Raw genomic sequence first — 16,468 nt, forward strand, 5'->3', positions numbered from 1 at the left:
GGGTCTGTTCAGGCTCGGACGGCGAGTGGCATCGTGGAGCGCACTCACGCAATCCAGGACTAGGCTGCATCGTACGGAGGGACATCTCCAGGGAGGCGACATGACGCGGTGGATGTGGGCCGTGACACTGGTGGTGCTGGGTGGGCTGGGCTGTCAGCAGGAGCAGAAGGCGGCGCCACCAGCGCGCGCGGAAATCCGGGCACTGAGCAACGCCACGGTGGAGTTCATCCCCAAGGAAGGGCAGCACCCCTACTGCCTGCTCTACACGGTGTCGGAGAAGGGCATCATCCGGCAGCTCACCATGACGCGCGAGAACCGCTCCATCCGGTGCGAGCCCGGCAAGCGCATCTACAACTCCAGCTTCCGCATCCCCGTGGAGGAGGGGAAGATTCGCGCCTACATCTTCTTCTCGGACCAGCGGATCCAAGCCGGCTCCGTGGCGCAGCAGCTCTATGACTTGAGGGACAGGCCGCGGGTGACCGCCATGGACTTCCGGCTGCCCGGCGCCGTGTCGGTGGAGCAGTTGGAGTTCACGCCCCAGCCCGGAGGCCCGGCCGTGCCCGACGCGGTCGAGGGCTCGACGGATCTCCCCGACAACCCCGAGGCCGCCCAGCCCGAGGACGAGGAGCCCGCCATGCAGCTCGAGCCCCAGGGCAACGCCCGTCCCACCCCGCCCACTCCGGCCAACTGACGCCCTCCGAGCACGAATGGCTCGAAGGGCGCCCTTCATTTCTCCTCGAACATGGCGTGGATGACCCGCCAGGCGAGCTGCACCTCCCGGCCGGACAACCGGCCGAGGAAGTCGCAGATCTCCGCCACCCGGTCGGGCTTCTCCCGTCCGAACCCCTGGAAGAGCGTCTTGAGGGAGAGATCGAGCCCCTCGGACAGCTTGTTCAGTGTCGCCAGGGAAGGAGAGAACCCGCCACGCTCGATCCGCCGGATGGCATCCACGGACAGCTCACTGCGCTCCGCGAGTTCTTCCTGGGTCAGTTTGCGTGAATTCCTGAGGCGCTTCACATGATGGCCGAACCGCCCCGCCAGAATGGCTTTCTCATTGTCCATAAGCGCGGCCGGTAATCTTGTGGGCACCGACCGCGCTGTGAAGTGAGGATGTTCGGGGTTGGAAACTGCATCGCCTCCAGGCGTCAGCTCAGAACGACTCCCGAAGCATTGCCCTCAAATCATCCAGTGTGCATGGACGGGGATTGCCCCGGTGGGAAGCATCCTGGAAGGCCTTGTCGACGATGCGCTCCAGGTCCTTCTCCTGGACACCCACATCGCGCAGGCGCACGGGAATGCCGATGGTGGCGTTGAGCTTGCGCACGCGCTCCACGGCATTGACGGCGAGCGCCTCCTCACGCGCGGTGGAGGTGTCGCCCATGGCCTGGGCCACGCGCGCCAGCCGCGCGGTGCACGAGGGGCGGTTGAACTCCATCACCACGGGCAGCACGATGGCGTTGGCGAGCCCATGGTGCACCTTGGAGATGGGCGTGAGCGCGTGCGCCAGCGCGTGGCAGGCCCCCAGGCCCTTCTGGAAGGCCATGGCGCCCTGCATGGCGGCGACCATCATGTCCGAGCGCGCCACGAGGTTCTTGCCATCGGAGACGGCGAGGGGCAGCGAGCGCGCCACGCGGGCGATGCCGTCGATGGCCACCGCGTCCGCCAGCGGGTGGAAGCCGTTGGACAGGTAGGCCTCCAGGCAGTGGGTGAAGGCGTCCATGCCCGTGGCGGCCGTGGGCCCGGGCGGCAGGCCCAGCGTCAGCTCGGGGTCGCAGATGGCCGCCTTGGGCATGAGGAACGGGCTGAAGATGACCGTCTTGCGGCCCGTGTCCGACAGCGTCGCCACGCCCGAGCGGCTCACCTCCGAGCCGGTGCCCGCGGTGGTGGGGATGGCGATGAGCGGCGGCATGTCGTCGCGCACGTACTGGTCACCCCCCGTCGCGTCGTCATAGCGCGACAGCGGCGGCTCGTGCGTGGTGAGCACCTGCACGAGCTTGGCCGCGTCCAGCGGGCTGCCTCCGCCGATGGCGATGATGCCGTCGCACTGGTGGCGCCGGTACGCCTCCAGGCCCGCGACGGCATCGTGCTCGGTGGGGTCCGGGTTCACCTGCTCGAAGGAGGCGTACGCCACGTTCGCGCCCTTGAGCACGTCATAGACGCGTTGCACGAGCCCCGCCTTCACCACCCCCGCGTCCGTCATCACCAACGGGCGCTTCATGTTCAGCCGCGCCACCTGCGCGGGCAGGCGCTGCAGCGCTCCCGCGCCGAAGACGATCTTCGTGGGCCACGACATCTCGGTGATGCGTGGCTCGCTCGGCATGTCGAACGGTATCATTCCGTGTCTCCTGACTACGCGATGAGCGCCTGCATGGGAGCGCCTAGATGAGCTCCATGTAGCGCTCGAGTTCCCAGTTCGTGACGGCGCGCTCATACTGCCGCGCCTCCCACTCGCGCGTACGCACGAAGTGGTCCACGAATTCCTCGCCGAGGATCTGCCGGGCGCGCTCGGACTGCTTGAGCAGCGCCACCGCCTCCTTGAGCGAGCGCGGCAGCGGGGGCGCACCGGACGCGTAGCCATTGCCCGCGCAGGCCTCGGGCGGCTCCACCTCGTTCTCGATGCCCCACAGCCCCGCGGCCAGGCTGGCCGCCATGGCCACGTACGCGTTCATGTCCGCGCCCGGCTGGCGGTACTCCAGGCGCATCGACTTGGGGCTGTCGCCAATCACGCGCACCGCCGTGGTGCGGTTCTCCCGGCCCCACGTCGCCGTCACCGGCGCCCACGTGTTCTCCACGCTGCGCTTGTAGCTGTTGACCGTGGGCCAGTAGAGCGCCGTCAGCTCCGGCATCAGCGAAATCTGCCCGCCGATATACTGGCGCATGAGCGTGCTCATGCCGTCGCGCGCGTCCGGATCGTGGAAGACGTTCTCCTCGCTCTTGAGGCCCCACAGCGACTGGTGGATGTGGCCCGAGCACCCGGGCAGCTTGGGGTCCACCTTCGCCATGAAGCAGGCGGTGAGCCCATGGCGCGCGCAGATCTCCTTGACCGCCGTCTTGAAGAGCACCGCCTTGTCGGCGATCTTCTCCAGGGTGTCGTAGCGCACCGCGGCCTCGAAGACGCCCGGACCCGTCTCGGTGTGGAAGCCCTCCAGCTCCACGCCGAAGTCCCGGCAGCCGTTGATGATGTCGTGCACGAGCGGCGCGTTGAGCGACGTGCGCAGCCACGAGTAGCCGAACATGCCGGGGGTGAGCGGCGTGAGGCGCGTGTAGCCCTTGTCCTTGAGCGACTGCGGCGTCTCCTTGAAGATGAAGAACTCGAACTCGGCGCCGAACTTGGGCACGAAGCCCATCTCCCGCGCGCGCCTGCCCACCTTCTGCAGGAGCTGGCGGGGGCTCGGCTCGAAGGGCGAGCCGTCCGGGTTCACGAAGTCCAGCAGGAAGGCCGCCGTGTCCGGCTCCCAGGGGATGATGCGCGCGGAGCTCGTGTCCACCCGGCACTGGCCGTCCGGGTAGCCCGTGTGCCAGCCCGTCACCTGGGTGTTGTCGAGCAGCTCGTCCGCGATGTCCCACCCGAACACCACGTCACAGAAGCCCATGCCGCTCTTGCACGCGGAGAAGAACTTCTCCACGGAGACGTACTTGCCGCGCCAGACGCCGTCCAGGTCCACTCCGCCCAGCTTCACCTGCCGGACGCCCTTCTCCTCGAACCATTTCTGCAACACGTCCGTGCCCGAGGGCATCCGCCCCACGGGCCTGCTGCCCGCGTCGCGCTCCTTCTTCTCCGCGCGCGCCCGCCTGCTCGCGGGGGACGGCAACGTGATGACCTTCGCCTTGGAACGACTCGCCATTGGCCTCCTCCTTCTCCCACTGCCCATGAAGTGCCCTCTGTCGTGTCTTCAACGGCCCGCTTCCGCGGAGGATAGCCTCTTCGCGGGGTCCACACCCCGCCGCGCGATGCACATCTTGAGCGCGGCCCGGCGAGGTGAAAGCGTATGCGCGTTGGACATCCAGTGGACTCCCCACCACCCTGGACGCACGTCGCAAGTGAACGGGCGTCAACACAACCAGCAGCCGAAGCTAGGGGGGGCCCCCCCTGCCGGCAACCCAGGTCGAAACCGAGGCCATGAAGAACGTTCTCCTGTTGAAAGCCGGTGATGCGGCCCGGCCCGTCCAGCTCAGCGTGGGTGACTACGACCAGTGGTTCGTCGAGTCGCTCGGACCGGATGGGTGCCGCTTCGACATCCTCCACGCGCACCAGGGCGCCGAGCTGCCCCCGAGCGCCGCCGGCTACGACGCGGTGATGATGACCGGCTCCCCCAAGTCGGTGACCCAACTGGAACCCTGGATGGAGCGCGCCGCGGACTTCATGCTGGGCGCCGCCGCCCGGGGGGTGCCCGTGCTCGGGGTATGCTTTGGGCACCAACTCCTCGCCCATGCCCACGGGGCGCGGGTGGTGCGCAACACCCAGGGGCGGGAGATTGGCACCGTGGAGGTGCGCCTGAGCCCGGAGGGGCGGAAGGATCCGCTCTTCCACGAATTGCCCGAGACCTTCGTCGTCCAGGCCACCCACGAGGACATCGTCGAGCGCCCACCCGAGGGGGCCACGGTGCTCGCGGGCAACGAGAACACGGCGGTGCAGGCGCTCGCCTTCGGTCCGCTCATCCGGGGGGTCCAATTCCACCCCGAGGTGCATCCGGCCGCCATGCGCGCCCTCATCCTCGCCCGGCAGGAGAAGCTGGAGGCCGAGGCCGCCGCCCGGGGGCAGTCACCGGCGGAGCGCGTGCCCCGGCTCCTGGCGGGCATCACCCCGGCACCCGCCGGACACGCCATCCTGCGTAACTTCCTGGAGCGGTTCACCTGAGCATCCCCCTGGAGTAGGGAGCAAGCCATGGCCTCGCGCTGGGACTACCTCTTCGACACCAAGCCGGTCCCCATGATGGACCACCTCCTGGAGGAGGTGGCCAAGCTGCTGGCCAAGGACCTGCGGCAGTGGCCGCCACCGGTCCAGGAGATAGACCTGGACACGGGAGGGCAGTTCGCCTCCCTGTACACCGAGCCGACCCCCCGCCCCGCCGAGGCCGTCTACGAGGAGGCGCTCCGGCTGTCGCGCTGGGAGCTGGAGCGCGAGCTGGACGCCTACGACGACTACATGCGCAACAAGCGCTACCTGGAGCGGGGGCTGGCACCGACGGACCGTCTGCCCCTGCTGCTGCTCAACCGCTGGGTGGTGGACCAGATGCTGGGGCTGGGCGAAGCTACCGAGGGCCGGGTGAACCGCCGGCTGATGCTGCGCTGCCTGGAGCGACTGGAAGCCCACAGAAGGCGCGTCATAATCCCCTCCGCTTGAGACCCAGTCAGCCCTCTGCCATAAGCCGCGCCATGCAGCATCACGAGCTCGATCTCCTCGCGCAGCGCCGCAAGCGCTTCTACATCCTCGCGGGTTTGTGGCTGGTCATCGCCACCATCCTGTTCTTCTTCCGCTCGGTGCTGCTGCCCTTCGCGGGCGCCGCGTTGATCGCCTACCTGGTGCACCCGCTCGTCACACGCCTCACACGCGTGCAGGTGCGCGGGCACGCCATTCCGCGCTGGGTGGGCATCCTGCTCATCTACTCGGGCTTCTTCCTCGCGCTCTACCTCTTCTTCATCGCCATGGTGCCGCAGCTCTACCAGGAGCTGGCGCGCATCAGCCGCGATGGCGTCACCTTCCTCAACTCGCTCACGCCCGAGCGCATCCACGTGCTCGCCGACCGCGTGGAGGACTGGCTGCGCGCCAAGGGCATCCCCGTGGCGCTCGCCACGCCCGAGGAGATGCGCAACGGCGTGTCCGGCGGCGGCGTGACGGTGGACCTGGAGAAGATCCTCCAGGACGTGGCCGCGCAGCTCACGGGGCTGATTCGCCAGCACCTGGGGGACATCGTCACCGTGTCGCGCCACATCATCACCTCGGTGGTGGCCGGCGTGTTCATGACGTTCTTCATCCTGATGGTGGCCGCGTTCTTCTCCATCGACGCGCACGCCGTCGTGGGCTACTTCACCAGCCTGTTGCCGGCCGAGTACGGCACCGACTCGCAGCGCCTGCTCGAGCGGATTGATCGCTCGCTGTCCGGCGTCGTGCGCGGCCAGGTGACCATCTGCCTCGTCAACGGCACGCTCACCTTCCTGGGGCTGGTGCTCTTCGGGGTGAAGTTCGCCTTCCTGCTGGCCACGGTGGCCACCGTGTTCAGCCTCATCCCCATCTTCGGCACCATCCTCAGCTCGGTGCCCATCGTGCTCATCGCGCTGGCGGACGGCTTCCAGAAGGGCGTGGCCATCCTGCTGTGGATCATCGGCATCCACGCGCTGGAGGCGTACTTCCTCAACCCGAAGATCATGGGCCAGGCCGCACGCATCCACCCGGTCATCGTGGCCTTCAGCCTCATCGCCGGGGAGACGACGTTCGGCCTGGTGGGCGCGCTCTTCGCGGTGCCCGTGGCCTCCATCATCGTGGCCTGCTTCGACTACGCGCGCCTCAAGGCGCAGCCCCACGTGGCGGAGGCCTCGCTGGAGGTGAAGTAGGCGAGGAGGGGGACCTCACCCGCTGCAGGCGGCCTCGCAGCGCGACTCGCGGCAGAAGACGAAGCAGCGGCCACAGTCGAGGTGGTCGGCGGGACAGGTGCCGTCACACTTCACCCCGCTGCAGTTGGGCCCGTCCTGCACGTGCGTGGGGTTGGTGCCCAGCCCGCAGCAGGCGTTCCCCGTGCAGTCCGAGTCCTGGTAGCAGGTGCGGTTGGACAGGGGGGTGGGATTGCCCCCGAAGTCATCCAGGTCGATCGGTTCGCATCCGGAGGTCAGCGAGAGCACCGCCCCCAACACGACGAGGGCGGACGGAAAGGCGAAACGGGTGCTGCGCATGCAACGGCTCCCTTCGTGAGAACGAAGGGAGAGTATTAACGGTTCATCGAGCCGAGGAACTCGGCGTTCGCGGCCGTCGGGCGCATGTGTTTGAGCACGAACTCCATCGCGTCGATGGGCGTGAACGGGTGGAGCACCTGGCGCAGCGCGGTGATGCGCACGAGGTCCGCCTGGGTGAGCAGCAGCTCCTCCTTGCGCGTGCCGGACTTGTTGATGTCGAGCGTCGGGAAGATGCGCTTCTCCATCAGCTTGCGGTCCAGGACGATTTCGGAGTTACCCGTGCCCTTGAACTCCTCGAAGATGACCTCGTCCATGCGGCTGCCGGTGTCGATGAGCGCGGTGCCGATGATGGTGAGGCTGCCGCCCTCCTCGATGTTGCGCGCGGCGCCGAAGAAGCGCTTGGGCTTGTGCAGGGCGTTGGCGTCCACGCCGCCCGAGAGGATCTTCCCCGAGGCCGGCACCACCGTGTTGTAGGCGCGCGCCAGACGGGTGATGGAGTCCAGGAGGATGCACACGTCGTACTTCTGCTCGACCAGGCGCTTGGCCTTGTCGATGACCATCTCCGCCACCTGCACGTGGCGCGTGGCGGGCTCGTCGAAGGTGGAGCTGACCACCTCGCCGCGCACGTTGCGCGCCATGTCCGTCACTTCCTCGGGGCGCTCGTCCACCAGCAGCACGATGAGGTAGACGTCCGGGTGGTTCTTGGAGATGGCGTGCGCGATGTTCTGCAGGAGCACCGTCTTACCGGCCTTGGGCGGCGCCACGATGAGGCAGCGCTGGCCGAGCCCGATGGGGCAGAACAAGTCGATGATGCGCGTGGTCATCTCCGCCCCATCGTGCTCGAGCTTCAGCTTGCGCGTGGGGTAGAGCGGCGTGAGGTTGTCGAAGAGGATGCGGTCGCGCGTCACCTCGGACAGGGGGTCCGCGAAGTTGACCTTGTCCACCTTCTGCAGGGCGAAGAAGCGCTCGCCCTCGCGCGGCTGGCGGATGGGGCCCGTCACCGTGTCGCCCGGCCGCAGGTTGAAGCGGCGCACCTGCGAGGGCGACACGTAGATGTCGTCCGGGCTCGCCTGGTAATCGCTGTCCGCGCTGCGCAGGAAGCCGAAGCCGTCGCTGAGCAGCTCCAGCACGCCTTCCGCGTGCACCTCGAACTTCTTGTCCGCGATGCCCGAGAGCAGCGCGAAGATGAGATCCTGCTTCTTCAGGCCCTGGTAGCCCTCGATGCCGAAGTCGTGGGCCATCTTCGCCAGGTCCGTGATCTTCATGCGCTTGAGGTCATTGAGCTTGATGACCTGCATGGCCGGCGCGTCCGAGGGGCCGGCGTCCGCGCCCGAGGACACCTCGACGAGCTCGGGAGCTGGAGCCTGCTGGGAGGCCTCCTCCTCGTGATCGGCCGCCGCGCGCACCTCCTGGTACTCCTCATCCCGGACGGGGTGCGAGGGGATGGGCGTGAGGACCGGGCGCGGCGTGGCGACCACCGGGGCCTCCTCGGCCGCGGGCTCCTCGTCCCGGCGGGCCGACGTCCGGCGGCGCGTGGGCTTCTCGGACTCGTCGCGCTCCACCGTCTTGGCCCGGGTCGAGCGGCGCTTGGGCTTTTCTTCCTCGATGTCGACGACCTGGGGGGCGAGGAGCTTCTCTTTGGGGGAACGGGCTTTGGCCATGGTGCGGGGCTGTACTTGCGGCGCGGGGGGGGAGAACGCGCTCGGGAATGTCGTGGAAGTGTCCGGGGGGGACTCGAAGCGCCCTCAGGGCGGCACCGGGATCCCTTCTTGCCGGGACCACGCGGGTGGGAGAACCTTGTGCTGGGAAGAGGTGGCGCCTGAAGGTGCGACAACAACCCTCATGCGCTCGACACGAGGTTATTGACCACCTCCAGAGCTGTCAAGGCATCCTCGCATCCTGAGCCACCAGGCAACAGAGCCCCCGCATATTCCAGTCCAGCCGCCGAGTCCCTCCTCCGTGACCGTCTCGAAATCCGCCGACGCCGCCCGCATCGGGCAGCTCCGAAAAGAACTCGCCTACCACAACCACCGCTACTACGTGCTCGACTCGCCGGAGGTGAGCGACGCGGAATACGACCGGCTCATGCGCGAGCTGCAGGAGCTGGAGTCCCGCCATCCGGACCTCGTCACCGCTGACTCGCCCACCCGCCGGGTGGGAGGCGCTCCGGCGGAGAAGTTCGAGAAGGTGCGCCACCGCGTGGCCATGTTGTCGCTGGCCAACGTCTTCGACGACGAGGGGCTGAGCGACTTCGACGAGCGCATCCGCCGCCAGACGGGACTCGCCCAGGTGGGCTACGTCTGCGAGCCCAAGCTGGACGGGCTCGCCATCACCCTCACCTACGAGCAGGGCCGCTTCGTGCGCGGCGCCACGCGGGGAGATGGGACCGAGGGAGAGGACGTGAGCGCGAACCTGCGCACCCTGCGCGGCCTGCCCACGGAGCTCCTGCCCCAGGACGGGGTGAAGGCGCCCGAGATGATTGAAGTGCGCGGCGAGGTCTTCATCTCCAAGAAGGACTTCAAGCGGCTCAACGACAAGCGCGAGGAGGAGGGCGAGCCGCTCTTCGCCAACCCGCGCAACGCCGCCGCCGGCAGCCTGCGCCAGTTGGATCCCCGCATCACCGCGTCACGGCCGCTGTCGCTCTTCCTGTACGAGTGCGTGCCGGGCGAGGGCGTGCCCGCGTTCCGCTCGCATACGGAGAAGCTCGGCTACCTGCGCTCGCTGGGGCTGCCGGTGAACCGGGCGGTGAGCGTGCCGAGCGTGGAGGGGGTGCGCGAGCAGTACCGCGCGAGCCTGGAGGGCCGCCACGCGCTGCCCTTCGAGGTGGACGGCATGGTGGTGAAGGTGGACGACGAGGACCTGCGCCAGCGCCTGGGCCAGGTGTCCAAGAGTCCGCGCTGGGCCGTGGCCTACAAGTTCCCGCCCGAGGAGGAGTCGACGCTCGTCGAGGACATCCAGGTGTACGTGGGGCGCACGGGCGCGCTCACGCCGGTGGCGCACCTCAAGCCGGTGAAGGTGGGCGGCGTCACGGTGAGCCGCGCTACGCTGCACAACGAGGACGAGCTGCGGCGCAAGGACGTGCGCAAGGGCGACACCGTCTTCATCCGCCGCGCGGGCGACGTCATCCCGGAGATCGTCAAGGTGGTGGAGGGCAAGCGGCCCGAGGGCGCCACCCCCTTCGTCTTCCCCACCGAGTGCCCGGTGTGCCACGCGGCGGCCGTGAAGGACGAGGAGGGCGCCATCATCCGCTGCACGGGCGCCACCTGCCCCGCGCAGCTCGTGGAGAAGGTACGCCACTTCGCCTCGCGCACCGCCATGGACGTGGACGGCCTGGGCGAGAAGCTGGCCGCGCAGCTCGTGGAGACGGGGCTGGTCAAGAGCTTCGCGGACCTCTACCACCTCACGCGCGAGAAGCTCCTCACGCTCGAGCGCATGGGGGACAAGAGCGCGGACAACCTGCTGGCGAGCATCGAGCGCTCCAAGCAGACGACCCAGCCGCGCTTCCTCTACGCGCTGGGCATCCGGCATGTGGGCGAGTCCACCGCGCGCGTGCTCGCCGAGGCCTTCCCCGACGTGCGCGGGCTCTACACGGCCAGCCTCGAGGACATCACCCGCGTGAAGGACGTGGGTCCCACCATGGCCGAGGTCATCCATACCTTCTTCCATGAGCCGCTCAATCGCGAGGCCATCGACGCGCTGCTCGCCGCGGGCGTCACCCCCGCGCCGCCCGTCGTCGTCAAGACGGGCGTGTTCTCGGGAAAGACGGTGGTTCTCACCGGGGGTATGAGTGGAATGAGCCGGGAGCAAGCCAAGGAGGAAATCGAGCGCCGGGGTGGCAAGGTATCGGGAAGTGTCTCTCGCAAGACGGACCTGGTGGTGGCGGGCGAGGATGCGGGCAGCAAGCTGAAGAAGGCCCAGGAGCTCGGGGTAAGAATCGTGGACGAGCAGGCCTTCCTCCAATTGCTCCAGACGGACGCACGAGGCTAGGAGGCGTGGGCAGCATGGACAGTCGTCGAGTGAGCCTGCGGATCCGGGGCCGGGTGCAGGGCGTCTACTTCCGGGAGAGCGCCCGCACCGAGGCCCTGCGGCTGGGCCTCAAGGGCTGGGTGCGCAACCTGCCCGACGGCTCGGTGGAGGCGGTGGCCGAGGGCCCGCTCCACGCCCTGGAAGCCTTCGTCAGCTGGAGCCACCGCGGCCCTCCCCAGGCGCGCGTGACGGAAGTGGAGCGCGCCGATGCCGAGGCGCTCGGGGAGTTCATCACCTTCATCGTGGAGCGCAGCTCATGAATCCCTACGCGCCAGCGTCCCTGACGTCCATGCTGGGCATCAAGTCCGGCAGCAAGGTCTCGGTCATCAACCCCCCGCGCGGCTTCGTCCAGAAGCTCAACCCCCTGCCCGACGGCGTGGAGTTCCTCATCACCGCCCAGACGGGCCTGGACATCATCCTCTTCTTCACCCAGGACACGCACGAGCTCGTCCAGCGCCTGCCCGCGCTCTCGCGCGCCATGACGCTCCAGGGCGGCATCTGGGTGTGCTGGCCCAGCGGCGAGGGGATCAAGACGGCCCTGAGCGAGGACTTCATCCGCCAGGCGGCGCTGGACATCGGCATGGTGGACAACAAGCTGTGTCTCATCGACACGACCTGGACGGGCCTGCGCCTGGTGCGCCGCCCCCGGGGCCGCCTGGACAAGCCCGACTACCGCAAGCGGGCCCCCACCGCCCAGGCCTGAGCCCCCCTCCAGGCTGCCAGACGGCGGACATTTTCCATGTCGCGCCTTTACAGGTCGTATCAGGCGTGAAAACCTTTCGTTGTTTTCAGGCCTCGGACCTCCCCACCAGGGGTGGGGAGTTCAGTCGCCAGTGGATTTTGAGACGGGTGCGTTCCCGGCGGAACCGGGCGCGCTGGCCGTTCCGCGCTTCTGCCACCCCCAAGGCGCCCACGCATGGGCTCCGACCGGGTGAGTAAGGACGAAGCCGGGCGGCCCGGGCGCCAGGGCTGTCTCGAACGCTCGATTAGCAGTCAGTCCCCGCCCGGCACGGTGCCGGACAATCGCGGGGCGACCTTGAACTCGGAGGAGCAGGCCGTGGTCCCCTCATCCCCCCCTCGCGCGCGGCACCCGGGCCCCCGGACACACGGGTCTGCCCTCGTCCGCACGCGCGGAGGTGCAGGGACCGCCTCTCCCCTCGCAGCGCGCTCGGAAGCTGGAGACGCCGTCGCCTCCCGTCCGCCGGAGCTCACGCCTCCCCGCGCGCGCCCAGGATTCGTCCATGAGCAGCATCCTCGTCATCAACGCCGCGGGCCGGGAGACCCGGGTTGCCCTCGTCGAGAACGGGCACATCGCGGAGTTCTACCTCGAGCGTAAGAAGGACAAGGGAGTCGTCGGCAACATCTACAAGGGCCGCGTGGTCCGGGTGCTCCCCGGCATGCAGGCGGCTTTCGTCGACATCGGCCTGGAAAAGGCCGCCTTCCTCTACGTCAGCGACGTCGTCTACGACCCGGACTTCGCCCGGGCCCAGTTCGAGCTGACCGAGGGCGAGCACGAAGACGCCCTCGACGTGCCCGAGGAGTCCGAGGCCATGGCCGCCGAGGCGGCCCACCACGAGCCCTCCGAGCCGGAAGCCGAGGTGAACGAGCCCGCCCCTCCGGCCGCCGACGTCGCCCCCGCGCTCGACGCCGCGGCGGCGCCCACCGGGGCGACCGCTCCCGCTCAGGCGCAGCCCGCCAGCCCCGAGCCCTCCACCCTCGAGGCCGCTCCCGCCCCCGTCGCGGAGGCCGCTGCCTCCCCGGTGACGGAGACGCCCTCGGTGGTGTCCGCGCCCATCGAGGCGCGGGCCGTGCCCGAGCCCCTCGTCGCGCCCGAGGCGCTCGCGCCCGTGACCGAGGCCGCCCCGGTCGTGACCGAGGCGACTCTGCCCGTGGCCGAGACGGCTCCGGACGCGGCCGTGGCCCCGCCCGCTCCCGAGAGCACCCCCACCGAGCCCGCCGTCGCCGCGACGGGTGCCTCCACGAGCGCCGGGGAGAGCACCCCCGCCCCCGCCCTGCGTCCGGAGACGGCCGCTGGCGAGCGCCGCGCGCCCCGGGAGAACCGCGAGGCCGCCCGCGAGGCGCGTGAGGGCCGCCGCGACCAGAAGGACCGCGAGCGCGACAAGGACCGGGAGAAGGACAAGCCCCGCAAGGCGCGCGACGAGCAGCCGCAGCGCAAGCGCGAGGAGGAGAAGAACAAGCCGCGCAAGACGGCGAAGATCGAGGAGCTCCTGAAGGTGGGCCAGGAGGTCGTGGTGCAGATCTCCAAGGATCCCATCGGGACCAAGGGCGCGCGCCTCACCTCGCACATCTCCATTCCGGGCCGCCACCTGGTGTTCATGCCCACGGTGGACCACGTGGGCATCAGCCGCCGCATCTCCAACGAGAAGGAGCGCAAGCGCCTGCGCGAGATGGTGGACCGCTTCCGTCCGCCCGGCACGGGCTTCATCGTGCGCACGGTGGCCGAGAACGTGCCCCAGGAGAAGCTCGAGAGCGACATCCGCTTCCTCATCGAGGTGTGGAACCAGGTGGTGCGCCGCAACGAGAAGCGCGGCGGCTCGGGCCTGTTGCACCCGGACCTGGATCTCATCCTGCGCGCCACGCGCGACCTGTTCGCCCACGACGTGGAGAAGCTCGTCGTGGACGACCGCGAGGAGTACGAGCGCATCCTCGGCTTCGTGAACGCGCAGGACCCGGCGCTCAAGGACCGGGTGGTGCTGCACGAGTCGGACGAGCCCATCTTCGACGCCTACGGAATCGAACACGAGCTGCAGCGCGCCACCCAGCGCAAGGTGTGGCTCAAGAGCGGCGGCTACCTCATCATCGATCAGGCCGAGGCGCTCACCGCCATCGACGTCAACTCGGGCCGCTACGTCGGCAAGAAGAGCCTCGAGGAGACGATCACCAAGATCAACGTCGAGGCGGCCAAGGAGATCGTCTACCAGCTGCGGCTGCGCAACATCGGCGGCATCATCATCTGCGACTTCATCGACATGGAGAAGCCGCAGAACCGCGACAAGGTCTTCAAGTCCCTGCAGGAGGCGCTGGGCCGGGACAAGGCCAAGACGAACGTGCTGCGCATCTCCGAGCTGGGCCTGGTGGAGATGACGCGCAAGCGCGTGCGCGAGTCCATCGGCCGCGTCCTCCACGAGGACTGCCCGTACTGCGACGGCAAGGGCTTCGTGAAGACGGCCACCACGGTGGCCTACGAGATCTTCGGGGAAATCCGCCGCGAGGCGCCCGGCTACAAGGACCCCACGCTGGTCATCAACTGCAACGCCGAGGTGGCGCGGCTGCTCCAGGGCGAGGAGCGGCAGGAGCTGCGCCACCTGATGGACCGCTACAACAAGTCCATCCAGGTGAAGGCGCAGCAGAACTACCACCGCGAGCAGTACGACGTGTACGGCCGCAGCGCCCAGGGTGGAGACCACAAGGTGGCCTCCTCACCGGGCTCGGGAGACGGCGAACTGTCGATGCAGCGCCGCCCGGAGAGCGGCGGCGGCGAGCGCGGTTTCCGCTCGGAGGGCAGTCCGGGCCGGAGTGACCGGGGCGAGCGGGGTGAGCGCGACCGGGACCGCGGCAGCGGCGGCGGCCGGGGCGAGCGCGACCGGGGAGACCGCGGCGGCGGTGGCCGGGGCGAGCGCGACCGCGACCGTGAACGCAACAGCGGCGGCCGGGGCGAGCGTGACCGGGGAGACCGGGACCGCGGCGGCGGCGGCGGCGGTGGCCGGGATCGGGACCGCAATCGCGGAGAGCAGCGCCGGTCCGAGCCGCGCGAGGGGCGTGAGGGCCGAGAGGGACGTGAGGCCCGGGCCCAGACGGCCCCGGCGGGAGAGCAGCAGTCCGGCTCGGGCGGCACTCCGCCCGCGTCCTCGGGCGGCGGCGAGTCCAGCGGCGGCAATCAGTGAAGGCGGGCGTCCGGAGCCCGGTCACCTGAGGAACGGTGGCCGCCTGGACGCTCCCTGGAGTGACGAGCGGACGCCCTCTGGCCGCATCCGCTCGTGATTGATTAGCCTGCGAGGCTCGGATGTGGACCCTCCCCTCGCTCTTCCTCCAGCGGCTGCGCACCCGCGCGCTTCAGTGGGCCCGGCGCACCTGGGCGCCCCTGGAGCGAACCCGGGCGGGCCGCTTCGCCGCGGACACCGCGCTCGCGGTGCGCAGTCTGGCCCGCGGCTTCCAGGGGGAAAACATCCGCCTGCGGGCCGCGGCGCTCACCTACATCAGTGTCTTCTCGCTGGTTCCGCTGCTGACGGTGGTGCTCGCCCTGCTCGGGGCCTACCACCAACAAGCCTTCCAGCACCGCCTCCGGGAGTTCATCTCCGCCGTGCTGGCGCCCGGGGTGCGTGAGGAGTCGGCCACCTTCCTCGAGGGGTTTCTCGAGCCGGGCAATACGACGGCCATTGGAAGCGCGGGCTTTCTCGGCCTGCTCTTCTCGTCGGGCTCGCTGCTGCACAACATCGACGTGTCGCTGAACGAAATCTGGGGGGTGAAGAACCACCGCCCCTGGTACGTGCGCGGCCTCATCTACGCGGGCCTGCTACTGCTGGGGCCGCTGATGCTGGCGCTCTCGTTCGCGGGAACGCGCGGCGTGCGCTCGCTGCTCGAGGGCACCCACACCCCGCTCTTCCTGGACCTCTTCGAGCTGCTGTTCGGCGCCCTGTCCCCCCTCACCGCGATCACGGGGCTCACCCTGCTCTACGTCGTGACGCCCAACACCCATGTGCGGTGGCGCTCGGCGCTCGCGGGGGGACTCGTCGCGGGAGTGGCCTGGAGCGTGGCGCGGCACCTGTACACGGGCATCGCCGCGTACAGCTTCCGCCACAACCCGCTCTACGCCTCCCTCGGCGCGCTGCCCATGTTCCTGGCGTGGCTGTACGTGGACTGGCTCATCCTCCTCGGAGGCGCCCGGCTGTCCTACGCGGTGGAGCACGCCACCTTCCGCGACTCGCTGTGGGCCTTCGGAGCGCACCCCCGAGCCAGGGAGCTGGTGGCCGCCCAGCTCGCCCAGGAGACCACCCTCGTCTGGTTCGACGGCACCCCGCCGCCCCTCCCCCGGGAGCTGGCCCTGCGCCTGCGCGTCGCCGAGTCGCTCGTCGACGAGGTGGCCGAGGACCTGGAGCGTGCGGGTCTGCTCGCGCGCCACCACCGGGGAGGATTGCTTCCCGCCCGCTCCCCCAGCGAGTTGACCCTGGCCGACCTGACCCTCGCGGTCCACGGCGTCTACAGTCCCGTCGCCCCCGGCGACTGGAACCTGCCCCCCGCCCCCGGCTTCGAGCCCCTGGCGGCCTTCTTCCACGAGGCGGACTCCCTGGGGCTCGAGGTCCTGCGCCGCACCCGGTGGCTGGACCTGGCCATCCTGGTGCGTCCGGGGCTGGCACAACTGCACCTGACGCCCGCCTCCCCGCCCGCCGCCGCCCAGGAGGCGGGTAGCGGAAATCCGTAACGTTTCTAGGCAGTTGGCGGGCCTCGTGGCTTGCGCGCGGGAGGCGTTCTGTTATCGTCTCGGGTTCGACCACGGGCCAAGCGCCCTGTTTCCGAGGGGTTACGCGGTTTGCGG

General features: G+C 69.3%; 14 protein-coding genes. 9 read left to right on the forward strand and 5 right to left on the reverse strand.

Annotated features, from left to right (window positions below; translation table 11 throughout):
- The first annotated feature begins 100 nt into the window (after positions 1–100).
- Positions 101–691, forward strand: coding sequence for a hypothetical protein (locus tag F0U63_RS38455; protein ID WP_395838124.1), 591 nt, complete (start codon positions 101–103; stop codon positions 689–691).
- 35 nt (positions 692–726) lie between these two features.
- Here F0U63_RS38455 and F0U63_RS38460 read toward each other — a convergent pair whose 3' ends face one another.
- The 3 genes from F0U63_RS38460 to F0U63_RS38470 all read right to left on the reverse strand — a co-directional run bounded on the left by F0U63_RS38460 (position 727) and on the right by F0U63_RS38470 (position 3,845).
- Positions 727–1,062 carry a helix-turn-helix domain-containing protein gene (locus F0U63_RS38460; protein WP_002626909.1) on the reverse strand — a complete coding sequence of 112 codons (336 nt, stop codon included), beginning with the start codon at positions 1,060–1,062 and terminating at the stop codon, positions 727–729.
- Between the two features lie 88 nt (positions 1,063–1,150).
- The gene (locus tag F0U63_RS38465; RefSeq protein ID WP_395838126.1) at positions 1,151–2,335 is read right to left on the reverse strand and encodes an iron-containing alcohol dehydrogenase; all 1,185 of its coding nucleotides are present in this window, start codon (positions 2,333–2,335) and stop codon (positions 1,151–1,153) included.
- 43 nt (positions 2,336–2,378) lie between these two features.
- Positions 2,379–3,845, reverse strand: a complete 1,467-nt coding sequence (locus F0U63_RS38470) for a glutamine synthetase family protein (protein WP_395838128.1) — start codon at positions 3,843–3,845, stop codon at positions 2,379–2,381.
- A gap of 275 nt (positions 3,846–4,120) precedes the next feature.
- Between F0U63_RS38470 and F0U63_RS38475 the strand changes: the two genes are divergently transcribed.
- The 3 genes from F0U63_RS38475 to F0U63_RS38485 are packed head-to-tail and all read left to right on the forward strand — an operon-like array spanning position 4,121 to position 6,552.
- The gene (locus F0U63_RS38475) at positions 4,121–4,858 is read left to right on the forward strand and encodes a glutamine amidotransferase (RefSeq protein ID WP_395838130.1); all 738 of its coding nucleotides are present in this window, start codon (positions 4,121–4,123) and stop codon (positions 4,856–4,858) included.
- A gap of 27 nt (positions 4,859–4,885) precedes the next feature.
- Complete coding sequence (locus tag F0U63_RS38480; protein WP_395838132.1) at positions 4,886–5,344, forward strand: hypothetical protein; 459 nt, start codon at positions 4,886–4,888, stop codon at positions 5,342–5,344.
- A gap of 32 nt (positions 5,345–5,376) precedes the next feature.
- A complete protein-coding gene (locus F0U63_RS38485) occupies positions 5,377–6,552 on the forward strand; it encodes an AI-2E family transporter (protein WP_395838134.1) in 1,176 nt (391 codons plus the stop codon).
- 15 nt (positions 6,553–6,567) lie between these two features.
- Here F0U63_RS38485 and F0U63_RS38490 read toward each other — a convergent pair whose 3' ends face one another.
- Entirely contained in the window at positions 6,568–6,888 is a 321-nt protein-coding gene (locus F0U63_RS38490) for a hypothetical protein (RefSeq protein WP_395838136.1), read from the reverse strand.
- Positions 6,889–6,923: 35 nt separating this feature from the next.
- On the reverse strand, positions 6,924–8,549 hold the full coding sequence (gene rho, locus F0U63_RS38495) for a transcription termination factor Rho (RefSeq protein WP_395838138.1): 1,626 nt from the start codon (positions 8,547–8,549) through the stop codon (positions 6,924–6,926).
- 298 nt (positions 8,550–8,847) lie between these two features.
- Between rho and ligA the strand changes: the two genes are divergently transcribed.
- The 5 genes from ligA (at position 8,848) to F0U63_RS38520 (ending at position 16,354) form a co-directional block, all read left to right on the forward strand.
- A complete protein-coding gene (ligA, locus tag F0U63_RS38500; protein WP_395838140.1) occupies positions 8,848–10,875 on the forward strand; it encodes an NAD-dependent DNA ligase LigA in 2,028 nt (675 codons plus the stop codon).
- Positions 10,876–10,889: 14 nt separating this feature from the next.
- Positions 10,890–11,174: an acylphosphatase gene (locus tag F0U63_RS38505; protein ID WP_395838142.1), complete on the forward strand. Its 285-nt coding sequence runs from the start codon at positions 10,890–10,892 to the stop codon at positions 11,172–11,174.
- Positions 11,171–11,617, forward strand: coding sequence for a DUF3052 family protein (locus tag F0U63_RS38510; RefSeq protein WP_002626898.1), 447 nt, complete (start codon positions 11,171–11,173; stop codon positions 11,615–11,617). The genes F0U63_RS38505 and F0U63_RS38510 overlap by 4 nt, the downstream gene beginning before the upstream one ends.
- A gap of 538 nt (positions 11,618–12,155) precedes the next feature.
- Positions 12,156–14,819 carry an Rne/Rng family ribonuclease gene (locus F0U63_RS38515; RefSeq protein ID WP_395838144.1) on the forward strand — a complete coding sequence of 888 codons (2,664 nt, stop codon included), beginning with the start codon at positions 12,156–12,158 and terminating at the stop codon, positions 14,817–14,819.
- Between the two features lie 119 nt (positions 14,820–14,938).
- On the forward strand, positions 14,939–16,354 hold the full coding sequence (locus F0U63_RS38520) for a YhjD/YihY/BrkB family envelope integrity protein (protein ID WP_395838146.1): 1,416 nt from the start codon (positions 14,939–14,941) through the stop codon (positions 16,352–16,354).
- Positions 16,355–16,468 lie beyond the last annotated feature (114 nt).

Source organism: Cystobacter fuscus, assembly GCF_044360685.1.
GTDB lineage: Bacteria > Myxococcota > Myxococcia > Myxococcales > Myxococcaceae > Cystobacter > Cystobacter fuscus_C.

Bases quoted from the DNA above. Each gene is read 5' to 3' on its own strand.
- F0U63_RS38455 (WP_395838124.1), top strand. From the start codon at position 101: ATGACGCGGTGGATGTGGGCCGTGACACTGGTGGTGCTGGGTGGGCTG.
- F0U63_RS38460 (WP_002626909.1), bottom strand. From the start codon at position 1,062: ATGGACAATGAGAAAGCCATTCTGGCGGGGCGGTTCGGCCATCATGTG.
- F0U63_RS38465 (WP_395838126.1), bottom strand. From the start codon at position 2,335: ATGATACCGTTCGACATGCCGAGCGAGCCACGCATCACCGAGATGTCG.
- F0U63_RS38470 (WP_395838128.1), bottom strand. From the start codon at position 3,845: ATGGCGAGTCGTTCCAAGGCGAAGGTCATCACGTTGCCGTCCCCCGCG.
- F0U63_RS38475 (WP_395838130.1), top strand. From the start codon at position 4,121: ATGAAGAACGTTCTCCTGTTGAAAGCCGGTGATGCGGCCCGGCCCGTC.
- F0U63_RS38480 (WP_395838132.1), top strand. From the start codon at position 4,886: ATGGCCTCGCGCTGGGACTACCTCTTCGACACCAAGCCGGTCCCCATG.
- F0U63_RS38485 (WP_395838134.1), top strand. From the start codon at position 5,377: ATGCAGCATCACGAGCTCGATCTCCTCGCGCAGCGCCGCAAGCGCTTC.
- F0U63_RS38490 (WP_395838136.1), bottom strand. From the start codon at position 6,888: ATGCGCAGCACCCGTTTCGCCTTTCCGTCCGCCCTCGTCGTGTTGGGG.
- rho (WP_395838138.1), bottom strand. From the start codon at position 8,549: ATGGCCAAAGCCCGTTCCCCCAAAGAGAAGCTCCTCGCCCCCCAGGTC.
- F0U63_RS38505 (WP_395838142.1), top strand. From the start codon at position 10,890: ATGGACAGTCGTCGAGTGAGCCTGCGGATCCGGGGCCGGGTGCAGGGC.
- F0U63_RS38510 (WP_002626898.1), top strand. From the start codon at position 11,171: ATGAATCCCTACGCGCCAGCGTCCCTGACGTCCATGCTGGGCATCAAG.
- F0U63_RS38515 (WP_395838144.1), top strand. From the start codon at position 12,156: ATGAGCAGCATCCTCGTCATCAACGCCGCGGGCCGGGAGACCCGGGTT.
- F0U63_RS38520 (WP_395838146.1), top strand. From the start codon at position 14,939: ATGTGGACCCTCCCCTCGCTCTTCCTCCAGCGGCTGCGCACCCGCGCG.